Annotated in this window: 21 protein-coding genes and 2 pseudogenes; 13 read left to right on the forward strand and 10 right to left on the reverse strand. The window is 59.9% G+C overall.

The annotated features are described in order from the left end of the window. Nucleotides 1–42: 42 nt before the first annotated feature. The 3 genes from J8I82_RS38580 to J8I82_RS29405 are packed head-to-tail and all read left to right on the forward strand — an operon-like array spanning nucleotide 43 to nucleotide 2,096. Nucleotides 43–405 (forward strand): AsnC family protein, encoded by a 363-nt coding sequence (locus J8I82_RS38580; RefSeq protein WP_245180248.1) that lies wholly within the window; start codon nucleotides 43–45, stop codon nucleotides 403–405. Then, nucleotides 402–1,430 carry an ImmA/IrrE family metallo-endopeptidase gene (locus J8I82_RS29400; RefSeq protein WP_209762886.1) on the forward strand — a complete coding sequence of 343 codons (1,029 nt, stop codon included), beginning with the start codon at nucleotides 402–404 and terminating at the stop codon, nucleotides 1,428–1,430. The genes J8I82_RS38580 and J8I82_RS29400 overlap by 4 nt, the downstream gene beginning before the upstream one ends. A 9-nt stretch (nucleotides 1,431–1,439) precedes the next feature. Continuing rightward, entirely contained in the window at nucleotides 1,440–2,096 is a 657-nt protein-coding gene (locus J8I82_RS29405; RefSeq protein WP_209762889.1) for a hypothetical protein, read from the forward strand. Here the strand turns inward: J8I82_RS29405 and J8I82_RS29410 are convergent. From J8I82_RS29410 to J8I82_RS29420, 3 genes are all read right to left on the reverse strand, one after another. After that, nucleotides 2,067–2,642 carry a hypothetical protein gene (locus J8I82_RS29410; RefSeq protein WP_209762892.1) on the reverse strand — a complete coding sequence of 192 codons (576 nt, stop codon included), beginning with the start codon at nucleotides 2,640–2,642 and terminating at the stop codon, nucleotides 2,067–2,069. The genes J8I82_RS29405 and J8I82_RS29410 overlap by 30 nt on opposite strands. Beyond that, on the reverse strand, nucleotides 2,639–3,469 hold the full coding sequence (locus J8I82_RS29415) for a bis-aminopropyl spermidine synthase family protein (protein ID WP_209762895.1): 831 nt from the start codon (nucleotides 3,467–3,469) through the stop codon (nucleotides 2,639–2,641). Before J8I82_RS29415 ends, J8I82_RS29410 begins: the two co-directional genes overlap by 4 nt. 320 nt (nucleotides 3,470–3,789) lie before the next feature. Further along, nucleotides 3,790–3,975: a hypothetical protein gene (locus J8I82_RS29420; RefSeq protein WP_209763032.1), complete on the reverse strand. Its 186-nt coding sequence runs from the start codon at nucleotides 3,973–3,975 to the stop codon at nucleotides 3,790–3,792. Nucleotides 3,976–4,092: 117 nt separating this feature from the next. On the opposite strand from J8I82_RS29420, the gene J8I82_RS29425 reads away from it, so the two are divergent. From J8I82_RS29425 to J8I82_RS29440, 4 genes are all read left to right on the forward strand, one after another. Then, nucleotides 4,093–4,968 (forward strand): SDR family oxidoreductase, encoded by an 876-nt coding sequence (locus J8I82_RS29425; protein WP_284183214.1) that lies wholly within the window; start codon nucleotides 4,093–4,095, stop codon nucleotides 4,966–4,968. A 262-nt stretch (nucleotides 4,969–5,230) separates the two neighbouring features. Next, nucleotides 5,231–5,878 carry a hypothetical protein gene (locus J8I82_RS29430; RefSeq protein WP_209762898.1) on the forward strand — a complete coding sequence of 216 codons (648 nt, stop codon included), beginning with the start codon at nucleotides 5,231–5,233 and terminating at the stop codon, nucleotides 5,876–5,878. A 333-nt stretch (nucleotides 5,879–6,211) separates the two neighbouring features. After that, entirely contained in the window at nucleotides 6,212–7,153 is a 942-nt protein-coding gene (locus tag J8I82_RS29435; protein ID WP_209762901.1) for a hypothetical protein, read from the forward strand. A gap of 23 nt (nucleotides 7,154–7,176) precedes the next feature. Further along, the gene (locus J8I82_RS29440; RefSeq protein ID WP_209762904.1) at nucleotides 7,177–7,773 is read left to right on the forward strand and encodes a hypothetical protein; all 597 of its coding nucleotides are present in this window, start codon (nucleotides 7,177–7,179) and stop codon (nucleotides 7,771–7,773) included. Nucleotides 7,774–8,219: 446 nt separating this feature from the next. On the opposite strand, the gene J8I82_RS29445 is transcribed toward J8I82_RS29440, so the two are convergent. Together J8I82_RS29445 and J8I82_RS29450 are read right to left on the reverse strand one after the other, a co-directional pair. Beyond that, a complete protein-coding gene (locus tag J8I82_RS29445; protein ID WP_209762907.1) occupies nucleotides 8,220–9,422 on the reverse strand; it encodes a HEPN-associated N-terminal domain-containing protein in 1,203 nt (400 codons plus the stop codon). Between the two features lie 554 nt (nucleotides 9,423–9,976). Beyond that, nucleotides 9,977–11,533, reverse strand: coding sequence for an AAA family ATPase (locus tag J8I82_RS29450; RefSeq protein ID WP_209762910.1), 1,557 nt, complete (start codon nucleotides 11,531–11,533; stop codon nucleotides 9,977–9,979). Nucleotides 11,534–12,131: 598 nt separating this feature from the next. On the opposite strand from J8I82_RS29450, the pseudogene J8I82_RS29455 reads away from it, so the two are divergent. Next, nucleotides 12,132–12,607, forward strand: a pseudogene (locus J8I82_RS29455) (DUF4158 domain-containing protein); the annotation flags it as partial. Here J8I82_RS29455 and J8I82_RS29460 read toward each other — a convergent pair. The 4 genes and pseudogenes from J8I82_RS29460 to J8I82_RS29475 all read right to left on the reverse strand — a co-directional run. Continuing rightward, nucleotides 12,605–12,916 (reverse strand): annotated as a pseudogene (locus J8I82_RS29460) (YbgF trimerization domain-containing protein); the annotation flags it as partial. The pseudogenes J8I82_RS29455 and J8I82_RS29460 sit on opposite strands and share 3 nt — an antisense overlap. Before the next feature lie 28 nt (nucleotides 12,917–12,944). Further along, nucleotides 12,945–13,931 carry an H-NS histone family protein gene (locus tag J8I82_RS29465; protein ID WP_245180250.1) on the reverse strand — a complete coding sequence of 329 codons (987 nt, stop codon included), beginning with the start codon at nucleotides 13,929–13,931 and terminating at the stop codon, nucleotides 12,945–12,947. Nucleotides 13,932–14,553: 622 nt separating this feature from the next. Next, complete coding sequence (locus J8I82_RS29470) at nucleotides 14,554–14,829, reverse strand: H-NS histone family protein (RefSeq protein WP_209762917.1); 276 nt, start codon at nucleotides 14,827–14,829, stop codon at nucleotides 14,554–14,556. Continuing rightward, the gene (locus tag J8I82_RS29475) at nucleotides 14,813–16,033 is read right to left on the reverse strand and encodes a DNA-binding protein (RefSeq protein ID WP_209762920.1); all 1,221 of its coding nucleotides are present in this window, start codon (nucleotides 16,031–16,033) and stop codon (nucleotides 14,813–14,815) included. Before J8I82_RS29475 ends, J8I82_RS29470 begins: the two co-directional genes overlap by 17 nt. 185 nt (nucleotides 16,034–16,218) lie before the next feature. On the opposite strand from J8I82_RS29475, the gene J8I82_RS29480 reads away from it, so the two are divergent. The 3 genes from J8I82_RS29480 (at nucleotide 16,219) to J8I82_RS29490 (ending at nucleotide 18,201) form a co-directional block, all read left to right on the forward strand. Beyond that, nucleotides 16,219–16,455 (forward strand): type II toxin-antitoxin system Phd/YefM family antitoxin, encoded by a 237-nt coding sequence (locus J8I82_RS29480; RefSeq protein ID WP_209762923.1) that lies wholly within the window; start codon nucleotides 16,219–16,221, stop codon nucleotides 16,453–16,455. After that, nucleotides 16,455–16,832 (forward strand): type II toxin-antitoxin system VapC family toxin, encoded by a 378-nt coding sequence (locus J8I82_RS29485; RefSeq protein WP_209762926.1) that lies wholly within the window; start codon nucleotides 16,455–16,457, stop codon nucleotides 16,830–16,832. The genes J8I82_RS29480 and J8I82_RS29485 overlap by 1 nt, the downstream gene beginning before the upstream one ends. A 100-nt stretch (nucleotides 16,833–16,932) precedes the next feature. Beyond that, the gene (locus J8I82_RS29490) at nucleotides 16,933–18,201 is read left to right on the forward strand and encodes a tyrosine-type recombinase/integrase (protein WP_209762929.1); all 1,269 of its coding nucleotides are present in this window, start codon (nucleotides 16,933–16,935) and stop codon (nucleotides 18,199–18,201) included. Nucleotides 18,202–18,835: 634 nt separating this feature from the next. Here the strand turns inward: J8I82_RS29490 and J8I82_RS29495 are convergent. Beyond that, entirely contained in the window at nucleotides 18,836–19,096 is a 261-nt protein-coding gene (locus J8I82_RS29495) for a hypothetical protein (RefSeq protein ID WP_209763034.1), read from the reverse strand. Here J8I82_RS29495 and J8I82_RS29500 point away from each other — a divergent pair. Beyond that, nucleotides 19,095–20,510 (forward strand): efflux transporter outer membrane subunit, encoded by a 1,416-nt coding sequence (locus J8I82_RS29500; protein WP_245180252.1) that lies wholly within the window; start codon nucleotides 19,095–19,097, stop codon nucleotides 20,508–20,510. The genes J8I82_RS29495 and J8I82_RS29500 overlap by 2 nt on opposite strands. Then, the gene (locus J8I82_RS29505; protein WP_209762935.1) at nucleotides 20,507–21,685 is read left to right on the forward strand and encodes an HlyD/EmrA/EmrK family protein; all 1,179 of its coding nucleotides are present in this window, start codon (nucleotides 20,507–20,509) and stop codon (nucleotides 21,683–21,685) included. Before J8I82_RS29500 ends, J8I82_RS29505 begins: the two co-directional genes overlap by 4 nt.

A 21,685-nucleotide genomic window follows, 5' to 3' on the forward strand; every position in this document is an offset into this window, starting at 1 on the left:
CAACCATTCATTATTTCATCATGAATAGCTATAATGAATAGAATGAAACCAACCAACTGTGCCGCCACGGCACAACGCCTCATCACAGAACTACAAGCCGATGGACGCTCTGCTAGCGAGATCGCGCGTCTCTCAGGGGTAAGTCAACCCACGGTGTCCCGACTCCGAAACGCCACAACGGCGCGAGTTCGACACAGCGAATCATTCAGTAAGCTATGCAACTTCTATCGGATTCCCGGCACCGTGGCCGAAAAAAACGGCCATGGATACAATGAACTGCTGCGCGATGCGATTATTGAGGCATGGGATGGCTCAGAAGCCCACGGAAAGGCTCTCCTTGAGATCCTTCAAAGCCTGAAATATTTGCGACCTTCGCCTCGAGGCGACAAACAGAGACCGACGTGAAAACAACTTCTGATCGCTTAGACAGGATCTTCGGCTCGCTGGAGGCGGCCGGCTATCCGCGCAAATTCCAAGCCTCGCTGCTGCCAGAATGGGTAACGCCAGATGTGCTTTCGGACGAAGGTGCATCGATGGAGATCGCCGCCATTCTGGCGAAGCGACTGGGCCTGCGAACCAGCCCCCTTTTCGCTCAGTCCCCACACGTAGAATCCCTCAAGCGCAGGGATACGAAATACAAGCGCTCGATACCCAATCGGTCCAAGAATTTGACCGCCGCAACTTCGGTGGCGGTGGCTATCGCAGAGTCTATTGCCGCTGCCTGCCCGTTTGAATACAAGCAACCGCCGAACGACCCGCTACTGTTGCGAGAATCCGTCATGCGCGATTTTGGCGGCCGATGGCTTGGTCTACGGAATCTTCTGATGTATTGCTGGGCCAACGGACTACCTGTTGTGCATTTGGCGGAGCTAGGACCGGGCGTCCCCAAAATGGATGGCATGGTGGTTCAAACCAAGAGTCGGCCCGTGATCATCCTGTCGAAAGCTGCTGACCTTTGGGCATGGCAGCTATTCGTCCTCGCTCATGAGGTCGGCCACCTGGCGCTGGGGCATATCGATGAAGACGAAATCCTTATTGACGAGGAACTCGGGAAGGACTCATACGCGCTCGCGGACGCCGATCTTGACGAGCGTGCTGCAGACTCCTTTGCAATCGAACTGCTGAATGGTCGTCGTGATGCGACATACGTCGTTGTTGAAGAAGGGCTGAATGCACCGACGCTTGCCAACGCTGCATACGAGTACGGAAAAATCAATCGTATTGACCCGGCTCACATCGCCCTGAACTTCGCACACCATTCGGGCCAGTGGGCCGTGGGAATCGCGGCAGCCAATACACTGCAGGGGAACAATCCACCGGCGCCATCGGTGATCAATGACGGACTATGGAAAAACATCGACGCCGATGTATTTCCCGACGATACACTGGAGTTTCTCCGTCGTACCACCGGTACGATTGCCCCCAACTAGACATAGACGATGACCCTGCTCATCGACAACGACGCGCTACTGAAGCTCGCACAGTACGACCTGCTGGACAGGGTCGTGACGACGTTTGGATTCAAGATGGAAGACGTGAAGGTCCTGCACACTGCCGGCTACACGCTTCTGCCAGCGAAGAATCGTCTACGTCGGTGCAAGACAGAGGAATGTGCCACGCGTCTTGAGGAATTTCTCGCCGGCGCCACCACGATCAAGCTGGAGGACGCGAATGCGGACATGATCGATATGCTTTCCGCCCCTCCGAATATTGATCCAGGGGAGGCCCTGCTACTGGCCGCCGCAGCCTCTAACATGGATGCCTTCGTTATTACCGGGGACAAGCGCGCCTTGACCGCCCTTGGGGAAGAGGAAAGCTTGGCAGGCGTTCGGGAGGCGCTGGACAGTCGCGTCCTTTCCCTTGAGCTGCTGTTTGCTTTCCTCGTCGAAAGCGATTTTGAGGACATTCAATCGGCGGTCAGGAACAAGCCGGAAGCGGATAGGGCGCTGACCAACATCTTTGGCGTATCCGCGCCTGCCTCACTAGAATCTGTCCGTTCAGCGCTGGATTCCTATATCAACCACCTCAGGGCAGCAACGGGCCCTCTTCTCCATCCGCCACCTGAATTAGTTTCTGACAAAGACGGCGAAGGGTGACTTAACGCGCGCAACCAGGCCGATCGATTTGATGACGCGCTCCTCTGGAGCAACAGGTATCTCCCGCTCGGAATACACAAAACATCCTTTGTCGGCCTGGTTAATCAGATATTTGTCTCCCCGCTTGCCGCGGCTCGGCCCTACCCCTACAGCAAGCTCCCCGAGGTCCACCTCAAACTCATCCAGTCGCAGTTCGTCCAGAACAAGCGCAAACCGCGAGCCACGCACCTCAATCCCCTTCGGAATTGGCTTCCAGTCGACGCCGTCGTCCGAGTATTCCTTCGCGACCTCGGGGGGCGCAGCGTGTTTGGAATTCATCTTCTGCATGACGATAAGCACATCCTGCCCCTGCGCCTGGATGGCCTTGGCAAAGGGTTGCACCATCGTAACAGGGTGGCAAGTGCTACCCCCATAGCCCCAAAAGATCGACCCCGCTTCCTCATACTCGCGTTGCTTACGCTTGATGATGTCTTCGATGCTTTCCTGCGCATGCAGCCCCACCTTCATGAAGATGAGGCCCGCGTGCTTCAATGTGTCATCCATCATTGCCCCTCCATTGTTTCAAGTGTGTACAGGCGGTCCGATTCTCGATCGGGGTTCAATGTGTCCTTCTGCCGCACGTATTTGACCTTCAACGGCGAATTCCGACCATAGAAATTCTGCAACCTCCCCGGATCGAGGGGCTTGGAGGACGGGTCCATGCAGGCCGGGTCGATCCGCCTGAACAAGCAGGAACACGACCGAAGATCAGGGTTGTCATCGAGGTGATAGAGATGCAGTTGCGGTTGCATCTCAGCAACGACATACCCGAGCTCGATCGCCCTCGATTGCGTGTCTCGCAGAACAGATTGCGTCCACGGCAAATCAGGGTCGTCGGCAATGACCACAATTCCGAGGCTATTCTCCTTCGTAGCCTGGCTTCCCCGTTCAAAGAAAGCCGTCACACTTGACCCCCCGTTGCTTGCGCCCCAGGGCGGGTTAATGTGAAAACCGTCGAAGGCGCCGAAGTGTCCCGACGGCAAAGGATCGGCGACGTTGTAAAGTTCTGCCGAAATTGTCACATGAGGCGCCAGCTTCTCGCCGAATCGCTGCACCGATTTCACGATACGCTCGTCGAAATCCAAAAGCGTGATGGACTTTGGCCCGTAATCGACGACATTCTGTGCCTTTAGATGAGCTGCCGACAGCGCGATTCCATCGCCGTCACCGACAAAGACGATGTCTTTGTTGTCAAAGACTCGAGCAACGTACTCTGCCTGGATGACCATGTCGGCCACCTTCATGTAGATTTGATCAAACTCGCGTAGTGGCGGCGGCCGATTCTGGACAACATCTGATATCGCGTTGATCGCGTTGCGAAGGTCGAAACTCATAACCCCGTCCTCAAATTTGAACTGCGATACGGCTACGTCTTGCGACTTGGCGGCACTTCAGGGGGGCTCCCTGCACCTCCCTAGCAAGCAGGGATGACCCACTCCGATGCTTCAACCATCCAGCAGGACACGGTTGATAGTTACGGTCTCGAAACGTCCCTTGTTTCTGGAGTACAGACGCATAATGATCCCTGCCAAGGGATGCGCCTGCCAGCATACAAGAAGACTGGCAATTTCATGGACCTAGACGGTCATTTTCGATGCCCATCCCCCGATTAGTGGGGCGTCCTATTCGTTGCTTTCATGCGACGGGAACCAGATTAGCCTCCGCAAACTACAGCAGCGCCGATTTCGGATGTAAGCCACTCGCGCGTGCAGCCCGCGGCGAGCGCCACCAATGCAAATGCGCCCATGGCGTACCCAATGGTGAGTCGACTCGCCAGGAAGCCGAAGGCAGGGACGCCCACTGTTTGACCAATGGCCACAGCGAGAAATGCGATCGTCATGCCAGCTGCGGGATGGCCAGGCTCCGCGGCAATGCCCCCCACCAAATACACACCGGTGCCCCCGCGATCGCTGCCGACGTTGCGACTGCAGCGGGCTGGGCCACCGTTGCAACCTGAGTGGAACAGACGTTCGGGCGGGCCGACATTCTGGTACATGCCGCAGGCATTTACCCCTTGGCAATGCTGGGAGACATGACGCCTGCGGAATGGCACCGTGTGCTCGCCGTGAATCTCGACGCGCATTGTCTTGGCGCACAGGCCATCGTACCGTTGATGCGCAAGGCGCTCAACGTCAATTCGAGGCTGGCCATCTGCCACACGAAGCACGTTGCCTTCTGGCGTAATCTGCCGCGGAATGTCGTTGAATGTCGGCCTGGCCGGCCTTGCCGCTGTGGCTGGCCAACGTTGATACTTCCCTACTCGACGCGTCCGGCTGGTTGCAGGAGGACCCACACGACTTTTCTTCGGTTTGCGTGCCGATGGCTTTGGGGGTTTCGCGGCCGAACGGCGCACCTCCGGCGGGTTCCAGACTTCTATATCTCGCACACCGCCCCTGAGCCCAACGCGGGGGGCCGTCGAACGCGACCGTCTGTGGGTGCCCGACCGGAGACTGACCGTTCAATCCGAGGCAGCCCTGGCGCGCGCGTGGAGCGGGCTGTGGCCAGGACACGCGCGACAGGATGGACGCCGGCTGGCGATGCGAGCCTCCCGCCGAGCGTGACGACGCCGGGCCTCATCGCAGCGTTCCCTGCCGCCCAGCCGATGCGCAGTTCGGCGCACCCCGCGTCGCGGGCCATCCGGCGATCCGCACGCCGGATCAGGCGCTGCGCGCGCCCCTGGCGGATGGGTGCGCGTCCATGCGGCAGGCCCTCCATTTTTCTGACGGATCGTTTTCACACGATCGGAAATATACATACGTGGCGCTATGTCAAAAAAGGTGAGAGGGGAGCGCCTTTTTTGCGGCATCAGCTGCTAAGGTCGCGCAAATTGTAGGAGACCGGAATTAGCCGGACTACGTGCGCTTTTGCTGGACTGGAAATCCGGAGTTAGCTGGACTGGCAATTCCCGCCGACGCTGAGCCAACAACCTGCCATGTGAACGGCGGATTTTGCAGCCGGTTGCCAACATCCAATTGTCGAAGAGGAACATCTCAATAGCGCAACAGCTCGGGCTTGCTGCTGGTCCGGCGCAGTCAGGCCGCTTCCCGCGCTGCTGCTATGCTCGTGTGAGCCGACAACAAACGACGGGGGTGGGCATGAGAACGAATGAAGAACCGCAGCGAAAGTGGAAAGTGACTGGAGGGGACGACGCGATAGAGAGCGAATTGGCAAGCTTCATCAACATGATAGGTTTGGATCGGATCGCCCCCGGCCGATACAGTCTTATCCTGGTTCTTCACTTGTTCGGTGGCTGGAAGTCGGGCTTCCAGGAGCCAGGAAAAATAATTCGCGAAATTGAAGCGCTTGAGGCCGGTGTGTCTACAGGCCTCAAAGCTCCAATCCAGAATAGGCATCCGCCGCTGAAGGGGTTGTGGCACAAGCATTATCTGCAGGACGGCTTGCCGTCGCTCGCGAAGAACATACAACTCGCGCTAAAGAAGTACGGGATGCCATATTTTGAGCAAAAAATCTGCGAGGCTGAGGAAGCCGGTGAAGTGCGATTCATGACGGCCGAGGACTTGATGGCTGTCGCAAACGATGTGGTGCACGGCAACCTTGGGCGACGCCGTGAGGATGAGGCGATGACCGGCGAGTGGCTGCTGTTCGCCAAACACGAAGGTGAGAACTACTATCTGGCAGTTACCACGCACGATAGCAGCGCCCACCCTCAAATTCGTCAGCAGATCGATACCATCTGCTGCCACGAATTCCCCTTTCTGATCAAGTTGTTGGCGGAGGCATGACTTGCCCGGCAACAGCATCGGCAGACGTAATCAATGACCTAACAGCTAATTCCGTCGCGGCTCGGCCGCTCAGAACCGGAAGTGGTGCATACGCCGTGTGTCGTCTTACTCGATTGGACGGTCGTCGCCGGGACAGCGCGGAACCGCTGTAGGGCCAGACGCGAAACTGTACAATCTTCCGTTCCGATAGTTTTTGAGCCATAGAACGTGAACACGATGTTTCTTTGTCAAGAGGTTTCGATGGAGTCGTTGGTGGTCGTGTTCCAAAGCTCGCTAAGCTAATAGCTCCCCCCTTCGTTGCATGACCGAATAGATAAAGATCAAAATATTGAGATGACAATTACCGCTGCATGGGTTAGAACCTTGAAAAATTGCAAGGAACTCGTTGTCGTGACCGACAGCAGGCTGAATGGTGGAAAGAAGATGGATTGCGGCCAGAAATTGCTGACCTTGCCGCGCTCGGATGCCTTCATTTGCTTTGCGGGCGGTATCGATTGGGCGTACCCACTTATGCACCAAGTTGTAAATGCAATCTCGACATACGAAAAAAGCGCAACGCGTGCCCAAGATATAACGGTGCTGAAATCGCATGTCTTGAAAGTCTTCGACGATCTATTGACGACGGTACACGGTGCGTCGGGTGATGAAGGGATTCCGTCTGCGAAGTTCTTATTTGGTGGCTATTCATGGATACGGAAGGAATTCTTAATTTGGAGAATCCACTACCACGTTCCCAACCTGAGAAATCCCCCGAAAAGCAAATTTGAGCACGCAAAGCTGGTGAAGGAGTTGAGCCACTTCGTAGCGGAGCCCGCGAAAACGTGGCATGGGCAGCCGTGGATCTTCTCTGGAGATGAAGAGTATGAGGACGAAGCAAGGCAGCGGCTCACAAAGCTATTGCATGAACGTGGAAGATCTCCCGAGCAAGTCGAGAATTTCAAGTTCGATTGGGAACCATTTGAGGTGGTAAGGGATATGCTGCGCGATGTCGCGGGGGATAGTTTCAAATTTAGAAATGGACACATCGGAGGTGCGCCTCAGGTGCTGAAGGTTTATGAGCATCTAAATGCACGCTACCTGGGTGTTGAATGGAAGAAGTCTGATGGAGAGGGCCGCGATGTGTATGTATGTGGTCGTAGGACCCTAGCTTACGAGACTCCGATGCTATGGATTCTTGATCCAGATACACTAGTTTCACGTCATCCTTATTATTCCGCAAAGGCGGATGAGCAAACAGAGCAGCCATCAAGTGAATTGGATGTCCCGATGGTTTGAGTTCTCGATCGACGGTTTGTTATATGCCAGCTGAAAACGTAAGTACCTACGACGGTTTGAAGGGACTCGCAGAGGAGGAGATCCGAGCACTTGAGGTCCGCGCGAAGGGGTTGCCGAAGCCACAACAAGAGCGGCTCGCAAGCATGGCTTTGGGGGCACTGGGGCTTTGGCGCCGAATCGTCGACCAATTGGCCGGTTCAGAGCTATCCGTAGACGTGGCCACTGTTGATGCAGATCAGAAAAGCCGCCATAAAAATCTCATTCGCCGTCCGGATAGATCGAGCTATCACGCAGGTTCTAGTGAGCAAAACCTGAAGGCTGCCAAGTCGTACGGTGTGCATTGGCACCGCGTTCAACGCTACGTCTCCCGTGTTCTTGATCCTTCGTTTGGAACGGGCCTGCAAAGATTGGATGCTCAGTATTTCTATGAAGATGATGTGTTGGCCACACTGATCCAACTCCACCATCTTAAGGACTGGCTGCCGGAGACCATGCGGCCAAAAATCGAGGAATTTATCGATTCGCATGAGTCGCTGCAATTGTGCGCGGATCTCGCAAACATAGCGAAGCACGCTTGGTTGAATCCAAAAAAGGGGGGAAGCGTGCGAAGTCGGTGGTAGGGCTTGGACCGTCAATTACACGAATTCCCATGACACTGTCAGGTTCGTTGCCGTCTAGGGAGGCGAGAAGTGTGACTGTACGTATATCGGTTAAGAACGGCGAGGATTCCTCTCAGCCTAATGCTGTAGATTTGATACGAGATTGCTTTAATCTCTGGAAGGAATTTATCGCCGAGCAAGTTGCTACAGGGATATTGGCCAACACCGACTACGTGGACATTCGGGCTTTCGAAAGACAAAAAAATCAAGCTGCGCCACCTAGTGACATCGCCGAGACCGCGGCAGCGCCCAGCTCAACATAACAGGCAAAACAGGCTACAAAGGGCTCGCTGAGAGTACGAGTATGGTTTCCAGATAGTACTGAAGCGCAGCGAACGGTAATGTTCGAGGAACGCCAGCTTTGTTGGCCGGCTATACCTCGGGACGGGGAAGTCCCTTCCATTCGCCTACTTCAACTTGAACGTTTTGGCCGACGTGAGCTTTACAACCTTGTACGCTTCGTCTTCCCCAGGATCACAAGCGCCGTCTGGCCCAATGAATAGTACGCAAGCCTCTGCATCTTGGTTTCGAGCGCTTGGGTAGAGGATCCCGTCGATTGAGCGCCCTTTCCGACCTTTATGCACAAAACGCAGATACTCGGCTACAACCTGTGTCGGCACGTACTCAATATGCTCCCGTCCGTCCTTTTTGATTGGTGCAGTGAAATCCCTCAGGAAATCGTGCAGGAACCGGATTCCGTGTCGCCGTGTGTGCGAGTCAGGCTCAAAGATACTCGGCGAAGGCGGCAGTTTGGTAAAGTCGACGAGATGCAGATCTCTGACGAGTTCGAATTTCCCAAGAGTTGCCGCCATAGGCTTCTTTGAGGGCTCAGTCGTCGTCTCCGCGACTGCTGTCTTCTTATCAAAGGCCGCGTAAAAAGCCGAAATTCCGGCCGCACTCATCCTGTTCGGGTATTTGGCCGCCTCGGGCGGTGGAGAGCCCAGCTCCCGAGCCATTCTGAATTTTTCACCGACATTGTGAACCCGCAGCCTGCAGACGATCGTTCCTTTCGCCAGCTTGGTGTACAAGTTGCAACTCGAAATCACCGAACCGAGCGCATCCAGGAACTCCGAAGGCGGTATTTCCTCCCTGCCACGCCATCCGTCCCGCGATTCTTCGCGCCTAAAGAACACGTAACGCGATTCATGTTTAACCACGTTGGTGAAGTCTTGCCACCCAGCCGACAGCGCTTGGTGTGGTTCGAGCTCGTAGAAATTCTTTTGGCACCACTGTCCGTCACTGAGAGAATACTGGACGTCCTCACGGAGTTTGTCCGAAGCGAAGCCAATGTCCAACTCATCATTCAGGAGATCGTAGGAGTCATAGACATCTCCGACCCATCCATCGTCCCACGCCACTCCCTCATTATTCGGTTCACCCCACTCCGTCTCAATCCCTTCGATAATACGCTCAACTAAGCTGTCGAATGGTATGCTCGTCTTGCCTCGTGACCTCGGGCTGCAATACGAACACTGATGATCTGTGCTTCCCGTCTTCCTAATGAAATCGCGTAGCGCATAGTCCTCAACGCAACGCGTACACACATGGGTATTGTTTGAGTAGTACCCCTGCTCCTCCTCTCGCAATGCCAGCTCCTTTGCTCTTCCCATCACTATCCCCGAATTCAACTGTCACGATATTACGCTAGAGAGATGTCACTGATACCCCGGTTTATCTGCGCAGCAACCGTCCAGCACAGTGTGTCCGGAACAGCGACCGTATTGGACCAAGGCCATCAACTGTCGAACCGAGATCTCTTGACGTCATTGTCCTTCTTTCACTCAGAAGCATGCCATGGCGGAGAATGACACGGCGTTGGCTTACACATCAGGGCGTTCATGCAGACGTGCCAAATGCGATTTCGTAGAGCCAAGTCCGTCCGACACCGCGACTTGTCTCCTTAGCGTACTGGCTCGCGAACGAAAAATGATGCTCGCAGGCTTCTGCACCGTATCTTGGTCGCAGGCCATTATGCGCGTCGGTTGCTAGTTGGAGCCAACGCTCGGAGACGTCGGTGACGTGGAGTGGCGCACCGTCGCTCATGATGTCGTCCTGATTAGTGTCATGGTCGTTCTCAGTTTCCAGGGTCGTAGTCGCCGCGGCTGCCAGTTACTACGTAGGACTCTCCGTGCTCGCCCGTTCAATAGACGCCCCCTTCGGCGGATCACAGATCAGGTGAAAATCTCCGGCACTCCCCGAGGAGAAACGCTACCAAGGCATCGAATTCGGAGGATCGTGCTGCATCTGCCATGAAGCAAATCCAAGCCGCTTCAAACGCCTCCTCTTTACTAGTGAAGTCGCAGCTCTCCACCATTTTTTCCAAAAGGCAATGAACATTGGATTCGTCAACGTGGTAGCGCAACTTCGCGTTCTTGTTCGCCTTCTCATAAATGTCGCACAGAACTTTCTCCGGCGGGAAATTGCCAGGAAGAAAATGCAACCCGTCTTGGGCTGGAAAACGCATGCCGCCACCCTTGTCCGTCTGAGCCCGCATGTCTCCATCAAGAACGCAACAATGTCCGCTCTTGATTCTTACGGACTTATAGGTTCGCTTCCGCACTTCAAAGTTTTGGTAGGTATGTTCAGCAGATCCAGAAACAACAATATTAACGAGGCTGGAATCTATACCCGGTATATTCATTTCATTTAGCTTGCGAAGAGCCTTCTTTATTATTCTTTCGGCAACGTCGTCTTCGCAGAAGACATCAAGCAGCGGATAGTTCAGCGCATCCATTTTGGATAGCGCCGCATTTAGACTTACCGGACTAACGGAATCGTGACCCCCGTTCTTCTGATCGATGAAAATACGTGCATTCTCGGGAACGCACGAAAGAATCGTTGCACTGTGCGTTGTGATGATAAACTGCTTCATATCGTTTTTTGAGATATGAAAGATAACATCCATGAGGCGTCGCTGAACTGCAGGATGAAGACCGATCTCGATTTCGTCTATAAGAACAAGCGAATTGGGCGGTGCCTCAATGCAGTCGATAATAATCCGCGACAGCACATCTTCGCCAGACGCGCTATTGTAGCTGGAATATTTTCTGTCATCGCTCACAAATCCCAGTAGCTCTTCGCTTCCATGACTGGCGACCCGTTTGAGGGTATAGCTTCTCTCAAAGACATAGGAGAGGCAGTCTTCAATGATCTTCTGGTTCTTGGTAGAAACAGTGGTGCCGCCAGTCGTAGAAGTCGATTTTATTAATAACGCCTTCGAGAAATATCTGGCTGGAAGTACGCGGTCCAGGTCGATGTAAGTCGCTTGCGTTCCTTTGATTTGCGACTCTTTTTTGCCAACGCCATTCCATTTGTTTGTAAGTGCTTTACGTTGGCCTCGGCGTGTCTCTCGTTTTGCACCTGTCTTCACCGCGACGTGATAAGTCCAGTCCTGGGCCTGAATATCATGGGGGCTGTGTTTCAGAACGTGGCTCCACGTATGCCGCTCGACCTTTCCGTTTGTAAAGTTTCGCTTATTAAACTGAAAGTGGCTACATGCAATGGCGAGCAACACCGTTGTTTTTCCGGACTTATTTGAGCCTGCAATGATACTGACCGGAGTGCGGAAGGCTACATTAAGGCTTTCGATGTGGCGAAACTTATCAAAGCTGATACCCTCAACAAACTTCGGGTATATCTTCTCGTCCATGAGATTTGCCGAAAACACATAATCCTTGCTTGAGTTGGGGTTCAGCTTGGTGTCGCTGCTGCCTTTTGCCATCGCGGTTACTCTCCCTGCCATTCTTATAATTTGGTGGCTGATATTGTAACCGGAGCGACACTCTGGCGTACCGGTTAGCGCCCCACTCGTCATGGAAGGGAGGGCTGCGGCGAAGTGCTGGGTCCTGACTGCCTCCGGCCCGAGTCTGAGGCAGAAATATCGCGATCAGATATCTGCATCGTCGGTGGAGGCTATGGCGTACATCGACTCGCCCGAGATTGACTGCCGGTGCCCCAGATAAACGGGTGCTTTCTCTGGTGAACGTTCTTTGTGTAACGATGGAACAGGCGACAAAGATGGGAGGGAAGCTCACGTATCAAATTGAGCGTCGCGGAAGGAAGGTTCGAATCTATGGCCAGGCGTATCACAAAGAGGGGTCCTTTTGATTTCTCTGCAATTTACCGGTGTAGCGACCCCTAGCATTTGCGCGGGTTTCCGGGCGATGCCCACCTGAAATCCCCGTTAAATCAATAGGTTGCTGTCTACCGTCGTCCGCAAACTGAGGCGCCGTATAGGGCACTTTGGCACTCCGCCCGTTGCGGGCTCGTCTCATTGTCGCTAACCTCCGCAATCCGTCTCACGCTTGGGAGTAAGCGCGATGGATCACTGGCGGTTGGCCTATCTCGGGATGCGGCAGATTCCGCGCGAACTCAGCGAGTTCGAACTCGCCACGTTCTTTACTTACTCCCCCAAGGAACGGGGGCACTGATCGATGCTCGTCGCAGCCACCTCTACCGCTTGGCTGTCGCTGTCCACATCGGATTTGTTCGCATGACAGGGCGCACGCTGTACGCCTGCAAGCAGGTGCCCAGATTTCTCTGGGCGCATGTCGGTGCGCAGATCGGAGTGACGCCGCCGGATATGGGGACGCTCAGCGCGCTCTATGACGGGCGCACCGATACTCTGGTCGATCATCAGATGCTGGCTTACCAGGTCCTGGGGTTCCGCCCGATAGCCGAGCACCAGCGTCGTTACGTGACTCGCTGGCTCAAGGAGCGGCTGGCGGGACAGCCAAGCCGCACCGAACTGCTGCACGAGCTGAAACGCTGGCTGTACGAACATCGCATCCTCTTGGCGGTCTTCGACCGAAGCGTGCTGCGGCTCGAACCTCTTCAGGCGCGCATCCAGGTCCGCGTAATAGTCCTTCTGCTGCTTCTGCAGCGTCGCCACGGTGTTCTGCAGCACTTCGTTCTGGCCGCGTAGCCGCGCCAGTTCCTGGCGCAGGCCTTCGAGCTGGTTCTGCAGGTCGAGCGTGGTGCGGCTGTTCTGCTCAATGCGCTGGGTCGCCGTCGCCTGGAAACTGTTGAACTGCTCGCGCAGGTTGAAGACCGTTCTGCGCGCCTGCTCATCGTCGAACACTCCGGCATGCGCCTGTGTGGTTGGCGGACCGCCGCGCCCGCCAACCTGTCATTCAGTACAAGAGATCGATTAGGAAACGCTCGGGCTTTTTGCCAATCCACGCGGGAGCCCTACCGCGCCCCGACCAGGTCTGGCCCGTCTTGGGGTTGCGGTACCTCGGAGGCTGCGCGGCCTTCGTCTTGGTCGGAACAGCGCGGGCAGCGGGCGCAACACTGGGCTTGCCCGCAATGTCCTCAATGCTGAGGTCGTACTCCTGCATCCACTGCCGAATCTCCTCCACGACCTTTGGCACTTCCGTGGCTCGCAACTGCTCAAGTTGCGCATTGACAGATGCCAGTTGAGCGAGCAGTGAGGATTGGGACGGGCTTTGGGTTGCGGTAAGCGCTTTTTGCTCCTCTCGCGGCTTCCGGGTTTGCGGCTTTTGAGTCGGCGCTTCCGGGGCAGCCTCCACTCCACGCAGTGTGATCGGCTTCGGCCCGCGCTTCCGGGTGGGGGTCTCTTGAATCATGACTTCCGGAGCGGCAACTTCCGCTAGGATTTTCGGCTTCCGATCGCGCTTCGGGGTCCGCTTCTCTTCCGGCGCAGCTTCCGGAGCGGCAGTTTCGGTGAGCGCTTTTGGTTTCCGACCGCGCTTCGGGGTCCGCCTCTCTTCCGGCGCTGCTTCCGGAGCGGCAGTTTCGATGAGCACTTTCGGCTTCCGAGCGCGCTTCGGGGCCCGCGCCTCTCCCGGCGCAGCTTCCAGAGCGGCAGTTTCGGTGAGCGCTTTCGGCTTCCGAGCGCGCTTCGGGGCCTGCGTCTCCTCCGGCGCAGCTTCCGGAGCGGCAACTTCAGTGAGCGCTTTCGGCTTCCGACCGCGCTTCGGGGCCCGCGTCTCTTCCGGCGCAGCTTCCGGAGCTGGGGCGTCAAGCGGTGCGACCGGGGCGGCCGTTTCGGTCAGTTCGTCCCGGGCGGCAGCTTCCATCGGTTCGTCCGTGGCCAGGACTTCAACCGGAGCTTCGGCCACGGCTTCCGTGGTCGCTGCCGAGGACATGGCTTCCATGGGCGCTTCCGGCGCGTCGGATTCCCTCAACGCTGCCGAGGCGGCAGCTTCCCTCGATGCTTCCGGTGCCACGTCTTCCGTTGAAGCGTCCGGGGCGGTGTAAGGTCGCCGGCGCCGATATGACACGGTCGCCGTCGGGCCACTATCCCGGCTTGTCGACCAGAAGTCCAAGCGTCGGGTCTGAGTGTCAACGCTGCCACGACCGACGCCTGCATCACGGGCTTCACCCATGACGGGATCCGCGTCGCGCATCGCCTCAGCGATGGGAAGCTCCATCTGACCCAATCCGTCCGTCGCATTGCTCGCGACAAGGGGTTCAACTTCTTGCTCTGGGGCCAATTTGTTCTCCTTCATTGAAGCCACTGCCCGTGCAGACGCTTCCTAATCCCATGGACGGTGAGACCTTGTCTGTTGGGTGTCGTTCGCTTCTCGCCTGCGCCAAGCCTTCCTGACGAATGCTCGCCGATGCGAAAGGCGCAGTCCCGGGAAGCAGCGCTCCTGATGGAGCCGGCGGCCGGGGTCGCGCGGTGGATTGCTTCCTTTGCACCGGTCCTGCTCTCGCGCAACAGCTTGGCCCTCGTCACCTCCGCCATGGGACAGAGGGCTGAATGCATCGGTGGACCTATCCAACCCGGTAAAACTCCACCGACTGCCCCGCATTGACTGCCCGCCGCAGCCAGTCCGGCATCTCACCCTGCCCGTCCCAACTCTGCCCCGCGGCGTTGCGGTAGCAGACCACGGGCGGTGGTGCGGGTGGCGGCGGCGGCGGGGGCGGTGGTGGAGGGGGCGGCGGATCGAAGCACCCCGCCGCTGCCAGCTCCTCCATGGTCAGCCCGTAGTCGGCCATCTCCGCCTGGATCCAGCGGATCGCCGCCGCCCGCTCAGTTTTTGCTGTCATTGCTGTCGTCACTGCTGTCGCTGCCGTCATCCAAGTTGGAGGCGGCCGTAGGCACGCCCTCCTTGTCTTCTTGCTGCTCGTCCAGTTTTTCGCCTGGCACCTCCTTGTCGGTCGGCGCCGGGGCCCCGGCCTTGCGCCGCCGCCCGCCACCACCCTCCCCCCGCCCGGGTGGCGCCACCCGCAATTCTGCCAGCAGCTGGCGCGCGAGCAACGCTTCGGCTTCGGCGCGCTCGGCCCGGCGCTGCGCCGCGGCAAGTTCCTCCCGCACCGTGGCCAGGTCGGTGGCGGCTTTCCGCTCGACGGCGTCGGCGGCAGCAAGCCGCGTGGTGAGCTGCTCGGTGAGTGCGGCGGACTGAGCTTCGAGCCGGGCCCGGACTTCGGCCTGCGCCACGGCCGCGTCGCGGGCCTCGCTGCGCGCTGCCACCAGTTCGCCGCGTAACGCTTCGGCCGTGCGATCGCTCTGCTGGCGCGCGGTACGCTCCACGTCCAGTTCGCGCAAGCTCCGCCGCTCGCTGGCTTCCGCCCGTTCCTGGGCGAGGGTCACCTGCTCGCGGGCGCGCTCCAGCTCGATCGAGAATTGGGTTCGCAGCTCGTCCAGCTGCCGGCGCGCACCCTCGAGTTCCGCCCGGCCCGCCTCGAGCCGCGCCTGGGTCGCGGCGTGGGCCTGCCGCGCCGCCGCCAGCGCCGCCTGAGTCTCCTCGATGGCCTGTCGCGCGGCGTCGAGCTGCGCGACCCGCGCCGCGGCTTCCTCGCGTGCGAGCGCGGTCTCGGCGTGCGCCGCATCGCGCTCGGCTTCGGCCGCGCCGGCGGCGGCGCGCGCCTCGGCGCGCAGCGTGGCCAGCTCGCCGGTGGCGGCCTCGTTGGCCGCCTGCCAGATGGTCTGCACCGCCGCGGCCGCGATCTCCTTCAAGGCATCCGGCAGGTTCGGATGGTCGATGGTGACGCGGGTGCGCCCGCGCAGCTCCTGCCAGAACCCCTGCAGCACCTCGGCGGGCGTGCCCATGCTGCCCTTGCGCACCAGCTGATAGAGCTTGTTGGCGGTGGGCGTGATGCCATAGCGGAAGAACAGGAGGCCGCAGACCTCGCGGTACAGCGCGCGGGTCTCGGGGAACCGGCTGCGCAGCGCGGCAATGTCGTCGGCCAGGGCGGCAGACCGCTCGAAGTCGGGCGCGGCGTCGGTCAACTCGGGATCGGCGGTGGCCATCGGCTAAAAAGTGTCTTTGGATCAATAAATATTACTACGTAATACGCTAACTAACAAACTTTCGGCGCACAACTTTAGACATAAGTGTGCTTATGTCTAATAACTGTGTGGAGAATGGGTCACCGAGCACCCCTTGCTCCCCGTTCTGGACTAAGCTAGACTAAGTTCGTGCTGAGGAGACAACCATGCAGACGGTGAACATTCATGAGGCCAAAACGCACCTCTCGCGGCTCATCGAAGAGGTAGCGGCGGGTGACGAGGTCGTGATTGCGAAGGCGGGCAAGCCGGTGGTCCGGCTCGTGCCGTTCGCCCAGCCAAAGCCCCCACGGCGCCTCGGCGGGCTGCAGGGCAAGATCCGCACGGCGGAGGACTTCGACGCGCCGCTCCCCGAGGACTTGCTGGCCGCCTTCGAAGGACGGTAATGCGCCTCCTGCTCGATACCCAGGTGTTCCTCTGGGCGGTCACGAATGACCCGAAGTTGAGCCCGACCGCGCAGCAACTGATCCTGGATGCCGAGGAGGTCTTCATCAGTGCGGCCAGCCTCTGGGAGATCTCCATCAAGGCGGGCCTCGACAAGATCGAAGTCGATGTCGACGAACTCATCGCTGAAATTCCCGCCGCAGGCTTTCGCGAGCTTCCGGTGACGAACACGCATGCCGCCGCCGTGCGTCATCTGCCCAACCACCATCGCGATCCGTTTGATCGGCTACTGGTCGCGCAGGCGATCACCGAACCCTTGCGACTGCTCTCGGCAGACGAACACGTCTGGAGGTATTCCGACCTCGTCATTCGGGTGTAGGGTCCGCAGAAACTTCGGCAGTGACGGCATAGCAGCCGAGGGCGGCCCGGTTTGACCGCTCCCCCAAGCTCCGCCGATTCTGGAAATACGGCGCCTACTCATGGAATTGCTCCCGCTCCCACCTTCGGTCGGCCCGGCCGCCCCGCTCCTCACCGCGCTTCCCATCCCGCTGGAGCGCCTGCGCCTGCCTCCGGCACTGTCTGGCGCCGCCGGCAGCAACCGCGCCCCGGACCGGGCCACCCGCATCGCCGCGGCCGACGATCTTGCCGCCGTCACCGCCTGGCTCGCGCGCTATGCCGACAGCGCGGCGACGCTGACCGCCTACCGACGCGAGGTCGAGCGGTTGATCCTATGGGCCGTGCTGCAACTGGGCAAGCCGCTATCGTCGCTCACGCACGAGGACCTGCTCACGTACGAGCGTTTTCTGGCCGACCCGCAACCGGCCGCGCGCTGGGTGCTGGCCGGCAGCAAGAAACTTGCGCGCAGCCATCCCGACTGGCGCCCGTTTGCCGGACCACTGGCGCCCCGCAGCGTGCGCCAGGCGCTGGTGATCCTGAACGCGCTGTTCGCCTGGCTGACCGAGGCCGGCTACCTGGCCGGCAACCCGCTCGCCCTCGCCCGCCGCCGGCGCGCACCCGCCAAGGCGCGCATCACGCGGTATCTCAGTCACGAACTGTGGGAGACGGTGAAGGACTCGGTCGCGACCATGCCGACCGACACCGCCCGCGAACGCCTGCATGCGGCGCGCTGCCGCTGGGTGCTGACCGTGCTCTACCTGGGGGGCCTGCGCGCGTCCGAGCTGACGGCCACGACCATGGGGGCCTTCTTCTGCCGGCGCGATGCCCAGGGCATCGAGCGCTGGTGGCTGGAGGTCACCGGCAAGGGCAACAAGACCCGGCTGGTGCCGGCCACCGACGAGTTGATTGCCGAACTGGCGCGCTACCGCCGCGCCAACGCCCTGCCCCCGACGCCGCAGCCCGGCGAGGCCCTGCCGCTGGTGCTGCCGGTGATCGGGCGCGAGCAACGCGCGGGGCGCGGGGATCGTGACCCCGGTTTGTCACGCGGCGCGCTGCACCTGATCCTGAAGGAAGTGTTCGGCCTGGCGGCGGCGCGCCTGCGCGCGCGCGGGCCCGAGTGGGAGGCGCAGGCCGTGCTGCTGGCCAGTGCCTCGGCGCACTGGCTGCGCCACACCGCCGGCTCGCACATGACCGACCAGCAGGTCGACCTGCGCTACGTGCGGGATAATTTTGGACATGCGTCCATCTCGACCACCAGCGGCTACCTGCACAGCGAGGAGGATGCGCGGCACCGAGCCACGCAAGAGCGGCATCGCATCGGTTGGAGCACTCACAAAGAGGAAGGCCTCTAATTCAAGCCGCATCCCGTTGCTCTGGTCGGGACAGCGCCGACTAGGGCACCGGACAGCCGACGCCGTCGCTTTTTGGAGGGCAACCGATGCGTTGCCACGTGGTGACACCGCGCTGACGACTACTGCTGCCACAGGAAAGCGGGCGCCGCATTTTCGGCAGCCGTTCTATCGGAGTGTGTCGGCCGACTCGCATACGTGGTGGTGGCCCACACGAAGGGAGGTTCGAGTTTCGTTGCGGCGAGGATCCGTGTGTCCGGGTCCCTCGAAATATTTCGGCATCTCCATGTGGCCGCACGGGCGATGGGTAGTTCGAGAGCTGGTGCAAGGAGAACGGATATCCCCGCAAGCATGCGGCTCGTAGCAAACAAAAGTGTCTCTAGTCGACTTGCAAAGCGCAATGCCAATTCAATCATGGTTCCAGGTACTGCCATACACGTCGATTCCCAGACCTCTGTATGTGGCGCCATGCCGTCGTCGCTAATACCCGCGTATGAGCGCACTCAGCCTATGTAGGGTCAGCGCAACCCCTCCGTAGCATGGGCGGTCCGCAGCTCGCCCCCTACCCTTGTCTCAGGGCTTGCGGCTCAGTGGACAAGTGAAGCGGCGCCGATGGTTCGCCATCGCATTCCATCGATCAGAGTCCGTCGCCAGCATTCATGCGCTCACAGATTGCGCCATGCGCGCTCCTCATCATGTTCTTCCCTATCCAGTCCATTGTGATCGTTCCCACCGCAAGCCGGTTGGCGGCCTTCTTTCGCAGGCCTCTTGCCAGACATCGATCGCCGGCGATGTCGCACAGAGCGGCACCGACGATGCAACGACAGGCCACCGTTGGGGTCTTGCAGAGCCTTGGCGTACTTGGCGCAATCTTTCTGCTGACCAGTTGCGCCAGCATGAAGGGACTGCAGACCCAGGCCAGCATCGGCGATGCCAACCGCCTTGCCGCGACCGAGTCCCTGGGTGTTACGCCCGTCTCGCCTGCGGCATGGCCAAAGCCGGCGTGGTGGAGAGGTTTTGGCGACCCGCAGCTGGATGCGCTGGTCGAAGCGGCACTTGCCGGACAGCCGACGTTGCGTATTGCCGCGGCGCGTGTGCGTCAGGCCGAGGCACTGGCAGGCAGCGCCGAAGCCGCGCTGTATCCGCAGGGCAACCTGAGCGGCAGGACGATGCGCCAACGCTTCAGCGAGAACGGCGCCGCACCTCCGCCGCTGGCAGGCAGCTGGCGATGGAACAGCGACGTGCTGTTCGGCCTCAGCTACGAACTGGACTTCTGGGGCAAGAACCAGGCGACGTTCGACGCCGCGCTCGATCGCTCGCGCGCCGCCAGAGTCGATTACGACGCGGCGGAGCTGGTGCTGACCACCTCCGTGGTGCGGACCTACCTGAGGCTCGACGCCGCCTACGCGCAGCGCGAGCTGACCGAACAGACCTACCGGCAGCGCGAGAACACACTGGCACTGACGCGCCAGCGCGTTGCCGCGCAGCTCGACTCACGGCTCGACATGAAGCAGGCAGAGTCAGCACTGCCAGCCACGCGCGAACGGCTGGCGGCAGTCAACGAAGTCATTGCGCTCACGCAGAACCAGCTGGCCGCGCTGGCGGGCAAGGGGCCGGACGCCGGCGCCGATATCCGCCGCCCGCAGCTTCGCGACAGCTTCGTCGCGGCATTGCCAGCTTCGCTGCCGGCCGAGCTGATCGGCCGCCGGCCCGACGTGGTGGCGCAGCGCTGGCTGGTCGAGGCGGCTGGCCATGACATCAAGGCGGCCAAGGCCCAGTTCTATCCCAACATCAGTCTGACCGCCTTTGCCGGACTGCAAAGCCTGAGCCTGTCCGACTTCCTGCTGGCCGGCAGCCGCACCTTCGGCATCGGTCCGGCGATCTCGTTGCCGGTCTTCGACGGCGGCCGCCTTCGCGCCAACCTTGGCGCCAGACAAGCGGAGTATGACGCCGCGGTCGAGCAGTACAACGCCACGCTGGTCACCGCGCTGCACGACGTGGTCAACCAGCTTGTGTCGCTGCGCTGGCACTACGAGCGCGCTGGGGAACAGCACCTGGCGCTGCAACTGACCCAGGAAGCGTATGACCTGGCCTTGGCGCGCTACCGCAGCGGGGTCGGCAACTATCTTCAGGTTCTCTCGGCCGAAGGCCAGGTACTGCAGCAGAAGCAACTGCTGATCGACCTCGAGACCCAGCAGCGCTCGCTGCACCTCGAACTGATCCGCGCCCTCGGCGGCGGATACGACCCGGCCCCCGTGCCCGCAATCGGTGCCGCCCCGGCCACGTCCCCATCAACTAGGAACGCATCATGACACCCGCCAGCCAACCGAATCCCGCCAACGGCAGCCAGGCAGAGCCGCCCGCGCCGCGCCCGCCGCGGAGCCGCCGCATTGTTGCCGGTCTTCTGGTCGCTGTCTGCCTTGCCGCGGCAACCGGCTATTGGGTGCGATACCAACGCCACAAGGTATCGACCGAAAACGCCTATGTCGAAGGCAATGTGGTGCAGGTAACGTCGCAGGTCGGAGGCGTGGTCACTGCGATCCTCGCCGACAACACGGATATGGTTGAATCCGGCAAGACGCTGATCGAGCTCAATGGCGTCGATGCGCAACTCGCTCTTTCCGCGGCACAGGCCCAGTTGGCGCGCACCGTGCGCCAGGTGCGCGGACAGTTCGCCGCCGCCGGCCAGGATCGTGCGAACGTGGAACTGCGCTCGGTGGACCTGGCTCGCGCGCAGGAAGACCTGGAGCGCCGCACGGCGCTGGCCGCCAGCGGCGCAATCTCCGGCGAGGAACTCATCCATGCCAGGCAGGCAGTGCGCACCGCGAAGGCGTCGCTGGCCATGGCGAGCGAGCAGCTCAAGCGCAATCAGGCACTGGTCGAGCGCACCTCGGTGGACTCGCACCCTGATGTGCTGGCCGCCGCGGCGCAGGTGCGCAATGCCAGCATCGCGCTGTCGCGCACGCGCATTCCCGCGCCGACGGGAGGTGTGGTCACCAAGCGCTCGGTCCAGGTGGGGCAGCGCGTCAGCGCCGGGGTGCCGATGATGTCGGTGGTGCCGCTGCACCACCTGTGGGTCACGGCCAACCTGAAGGAATCGCAATTGCGCGATGTGCGCCTGGGCCAGGCGGTCACACTGACCACCGACCTGTACGGCGACGGCGTGGTGTACCACGGCCGCGTCGTCGGGCAGGACGCCGGCACCGGCAGCGCCTTTGCGCTGCTGCCGGCGCAGAACGCCACTGGCAACTGGATCAAGGTGGTGCAGCGCGTGCCGGTGCGCATCGCGCTGACACCTGCTGAAGTTGCTGCCCATCCGCTGCAGATCGGCCTGTCCATGAAGGTCTCGATCGATACGAGCGTCCGCGACGGCAAGCGGCTGGTCGCCGCCGATGCGGAGAGCGAGAACTATCGCACCACCGTGTTCTCCGACGAGCTGGCGCGTGCCGATGAAGTGGTGCGCCGCATTGTCGAAGCCAATCTGTAA

This window comes from Cupriavidus consociatus, assembly GCF_017814975.1.
In the GTDB taxonomy this organism is placed as follows: domain Bacteria; phylum Pseudomonadota; class Gammaproteobacteria; order Burkholderiales; family Burkholderiaceae; genus Cupriavidus; species Cupriavidus consociatus.

Bases quoted from the DNA above. Each gene is read 5' to 3' on its own strand.
- J8I82_RS29440 (WP_209762904.1), top strand. From the start codon at position 7,177: ATGCCAGCTGAAAACGTAAGTACCTACGACGGTTTGAAGGGACTCGCA.
- J8I82_RS29495 (WP_209763034.1), bottom strand. From the start codon at position 19,096: ATGCTGGCGCAACTGGTCAGCAGAAAGATTGCGCCAAGTACGCCAAGG.
- J8I82_RS29445 (WP_209762907.1), bottom strand. From the start codon at position 9,422: ATGGGAAGAGCAAAGGAGCTGGCATTGCGAGAGGAGGAGCAGGGGTAC.
- J8I82_RS29405 (WP_209762889.1), top strand. From the start codon at position 1,440: ATGACCCTGCTCATCGACAACGACGCGCTACTGAAGCTCGCACAGTAC.
- J8I82_RS29505 (WP_209762935.1), top strand. From the start codon at position 20,507: ATGACACCCGCCAGCCAACCGAATCCCGCCAACGGCAGCCAGGCAGAG.
- J8I82_RS29420 (WP_209763032.1), bottom strand. From the start codon at position 3,975: ATGACGATCGCATTTCTCGCTGTGGCCATTGGTCAAACAGTGGGCGTC.
- J8I82_RS29430 (WP_209762898.1), top strand. From the start codon at position 5,231: ATGAGAACGAATGAAGAACCGCAGCGAAAGTGGAAAGTGACTGGAGGG.
- J8I82_RS29450 (WP_209762910.1), bottom strand. From the start codon at position 11,533: ATGGCAAAAGGCAGCAGCGACACCAAGCTGAACCCCAACTCAAGCAAG.
- J8I82_RS29500 (WP_245180252.1), top strand. From the start codon at position 19,095: ATGAAGGGACTGCAGACCCAGGCCAGCATCGGCGATGCCAACCGCCTT.
- J8I82_RS29465 (WP_245180250.1), bottom strand. From the start codon at position 13,931: ATGGAAGCCATGTCCTCGGCAGCGACCACGGAAGCCGTGGCCGAAGCT.
- J8I82_RS29490 (WP_209762929.1), top strand. From the start codon at position 16,933: ATGGAATTGCTCCCGCTCCCACCTTCGGTCGGCCCGGCCGCCCCGCTC.
- J8I82_RS29415 (WP_209762895.1), bottom strand. From the start codon at position 3,469: ATGAGTTTCGACCTTCGCAACGCGATCAACGCGATATCAGATGTTGTC.
- J8I82_RS29410 (WP_209762892.1), bottom strand. From the start codon at position 2,642: ATGATGGATGACACATTGAAGCACGCGGGCCTCATCTTCATGAAGGTG.
- J8I82_RS38580 (WP_245180248.1), top strand. From the start codon at position 43: ATGAAACCAACCAACTGTGCCGCCACGGCACAACGCCTCATCACAGAA.
- J8I82_RS29480 (WP_209762923.1), top strand. From the start codon at position 16,219: ATGCAGACGGTGAACATTCATGAGGCCAAAACGCACCTCTCGCGGCTC.
- J8I82_RS29470 (WP_209762917.1), bottom strand. From the start codon at position 14,829: ATGACAGCAAAAACTGAGCGGGCGGCGGCGATCCGCTGGATCCAGGCG.
- J8I82_RS29435 (WP_209762901.1), top strand. From the start codon at position 6,212: ATGACAATTACCGCTGCATGGGTTAGAACCTTGAAAAATTGCAAGGAA.
- J8I82_RS29475 (WP_209762920.1), bottom strand. From the start codon at position 16,033: ATGGCCACCGCCGATCCCGAGTTGACCGACGCCGCGCCCGACTTCGAG.
- J8I82_RS29485 (WP_209762926.1), top strand. From the start codon at position 16,455: ATGCGCCTCCTGCTCGATACCCAGGTGTTCCTCTGGGCGGTCACGAAT.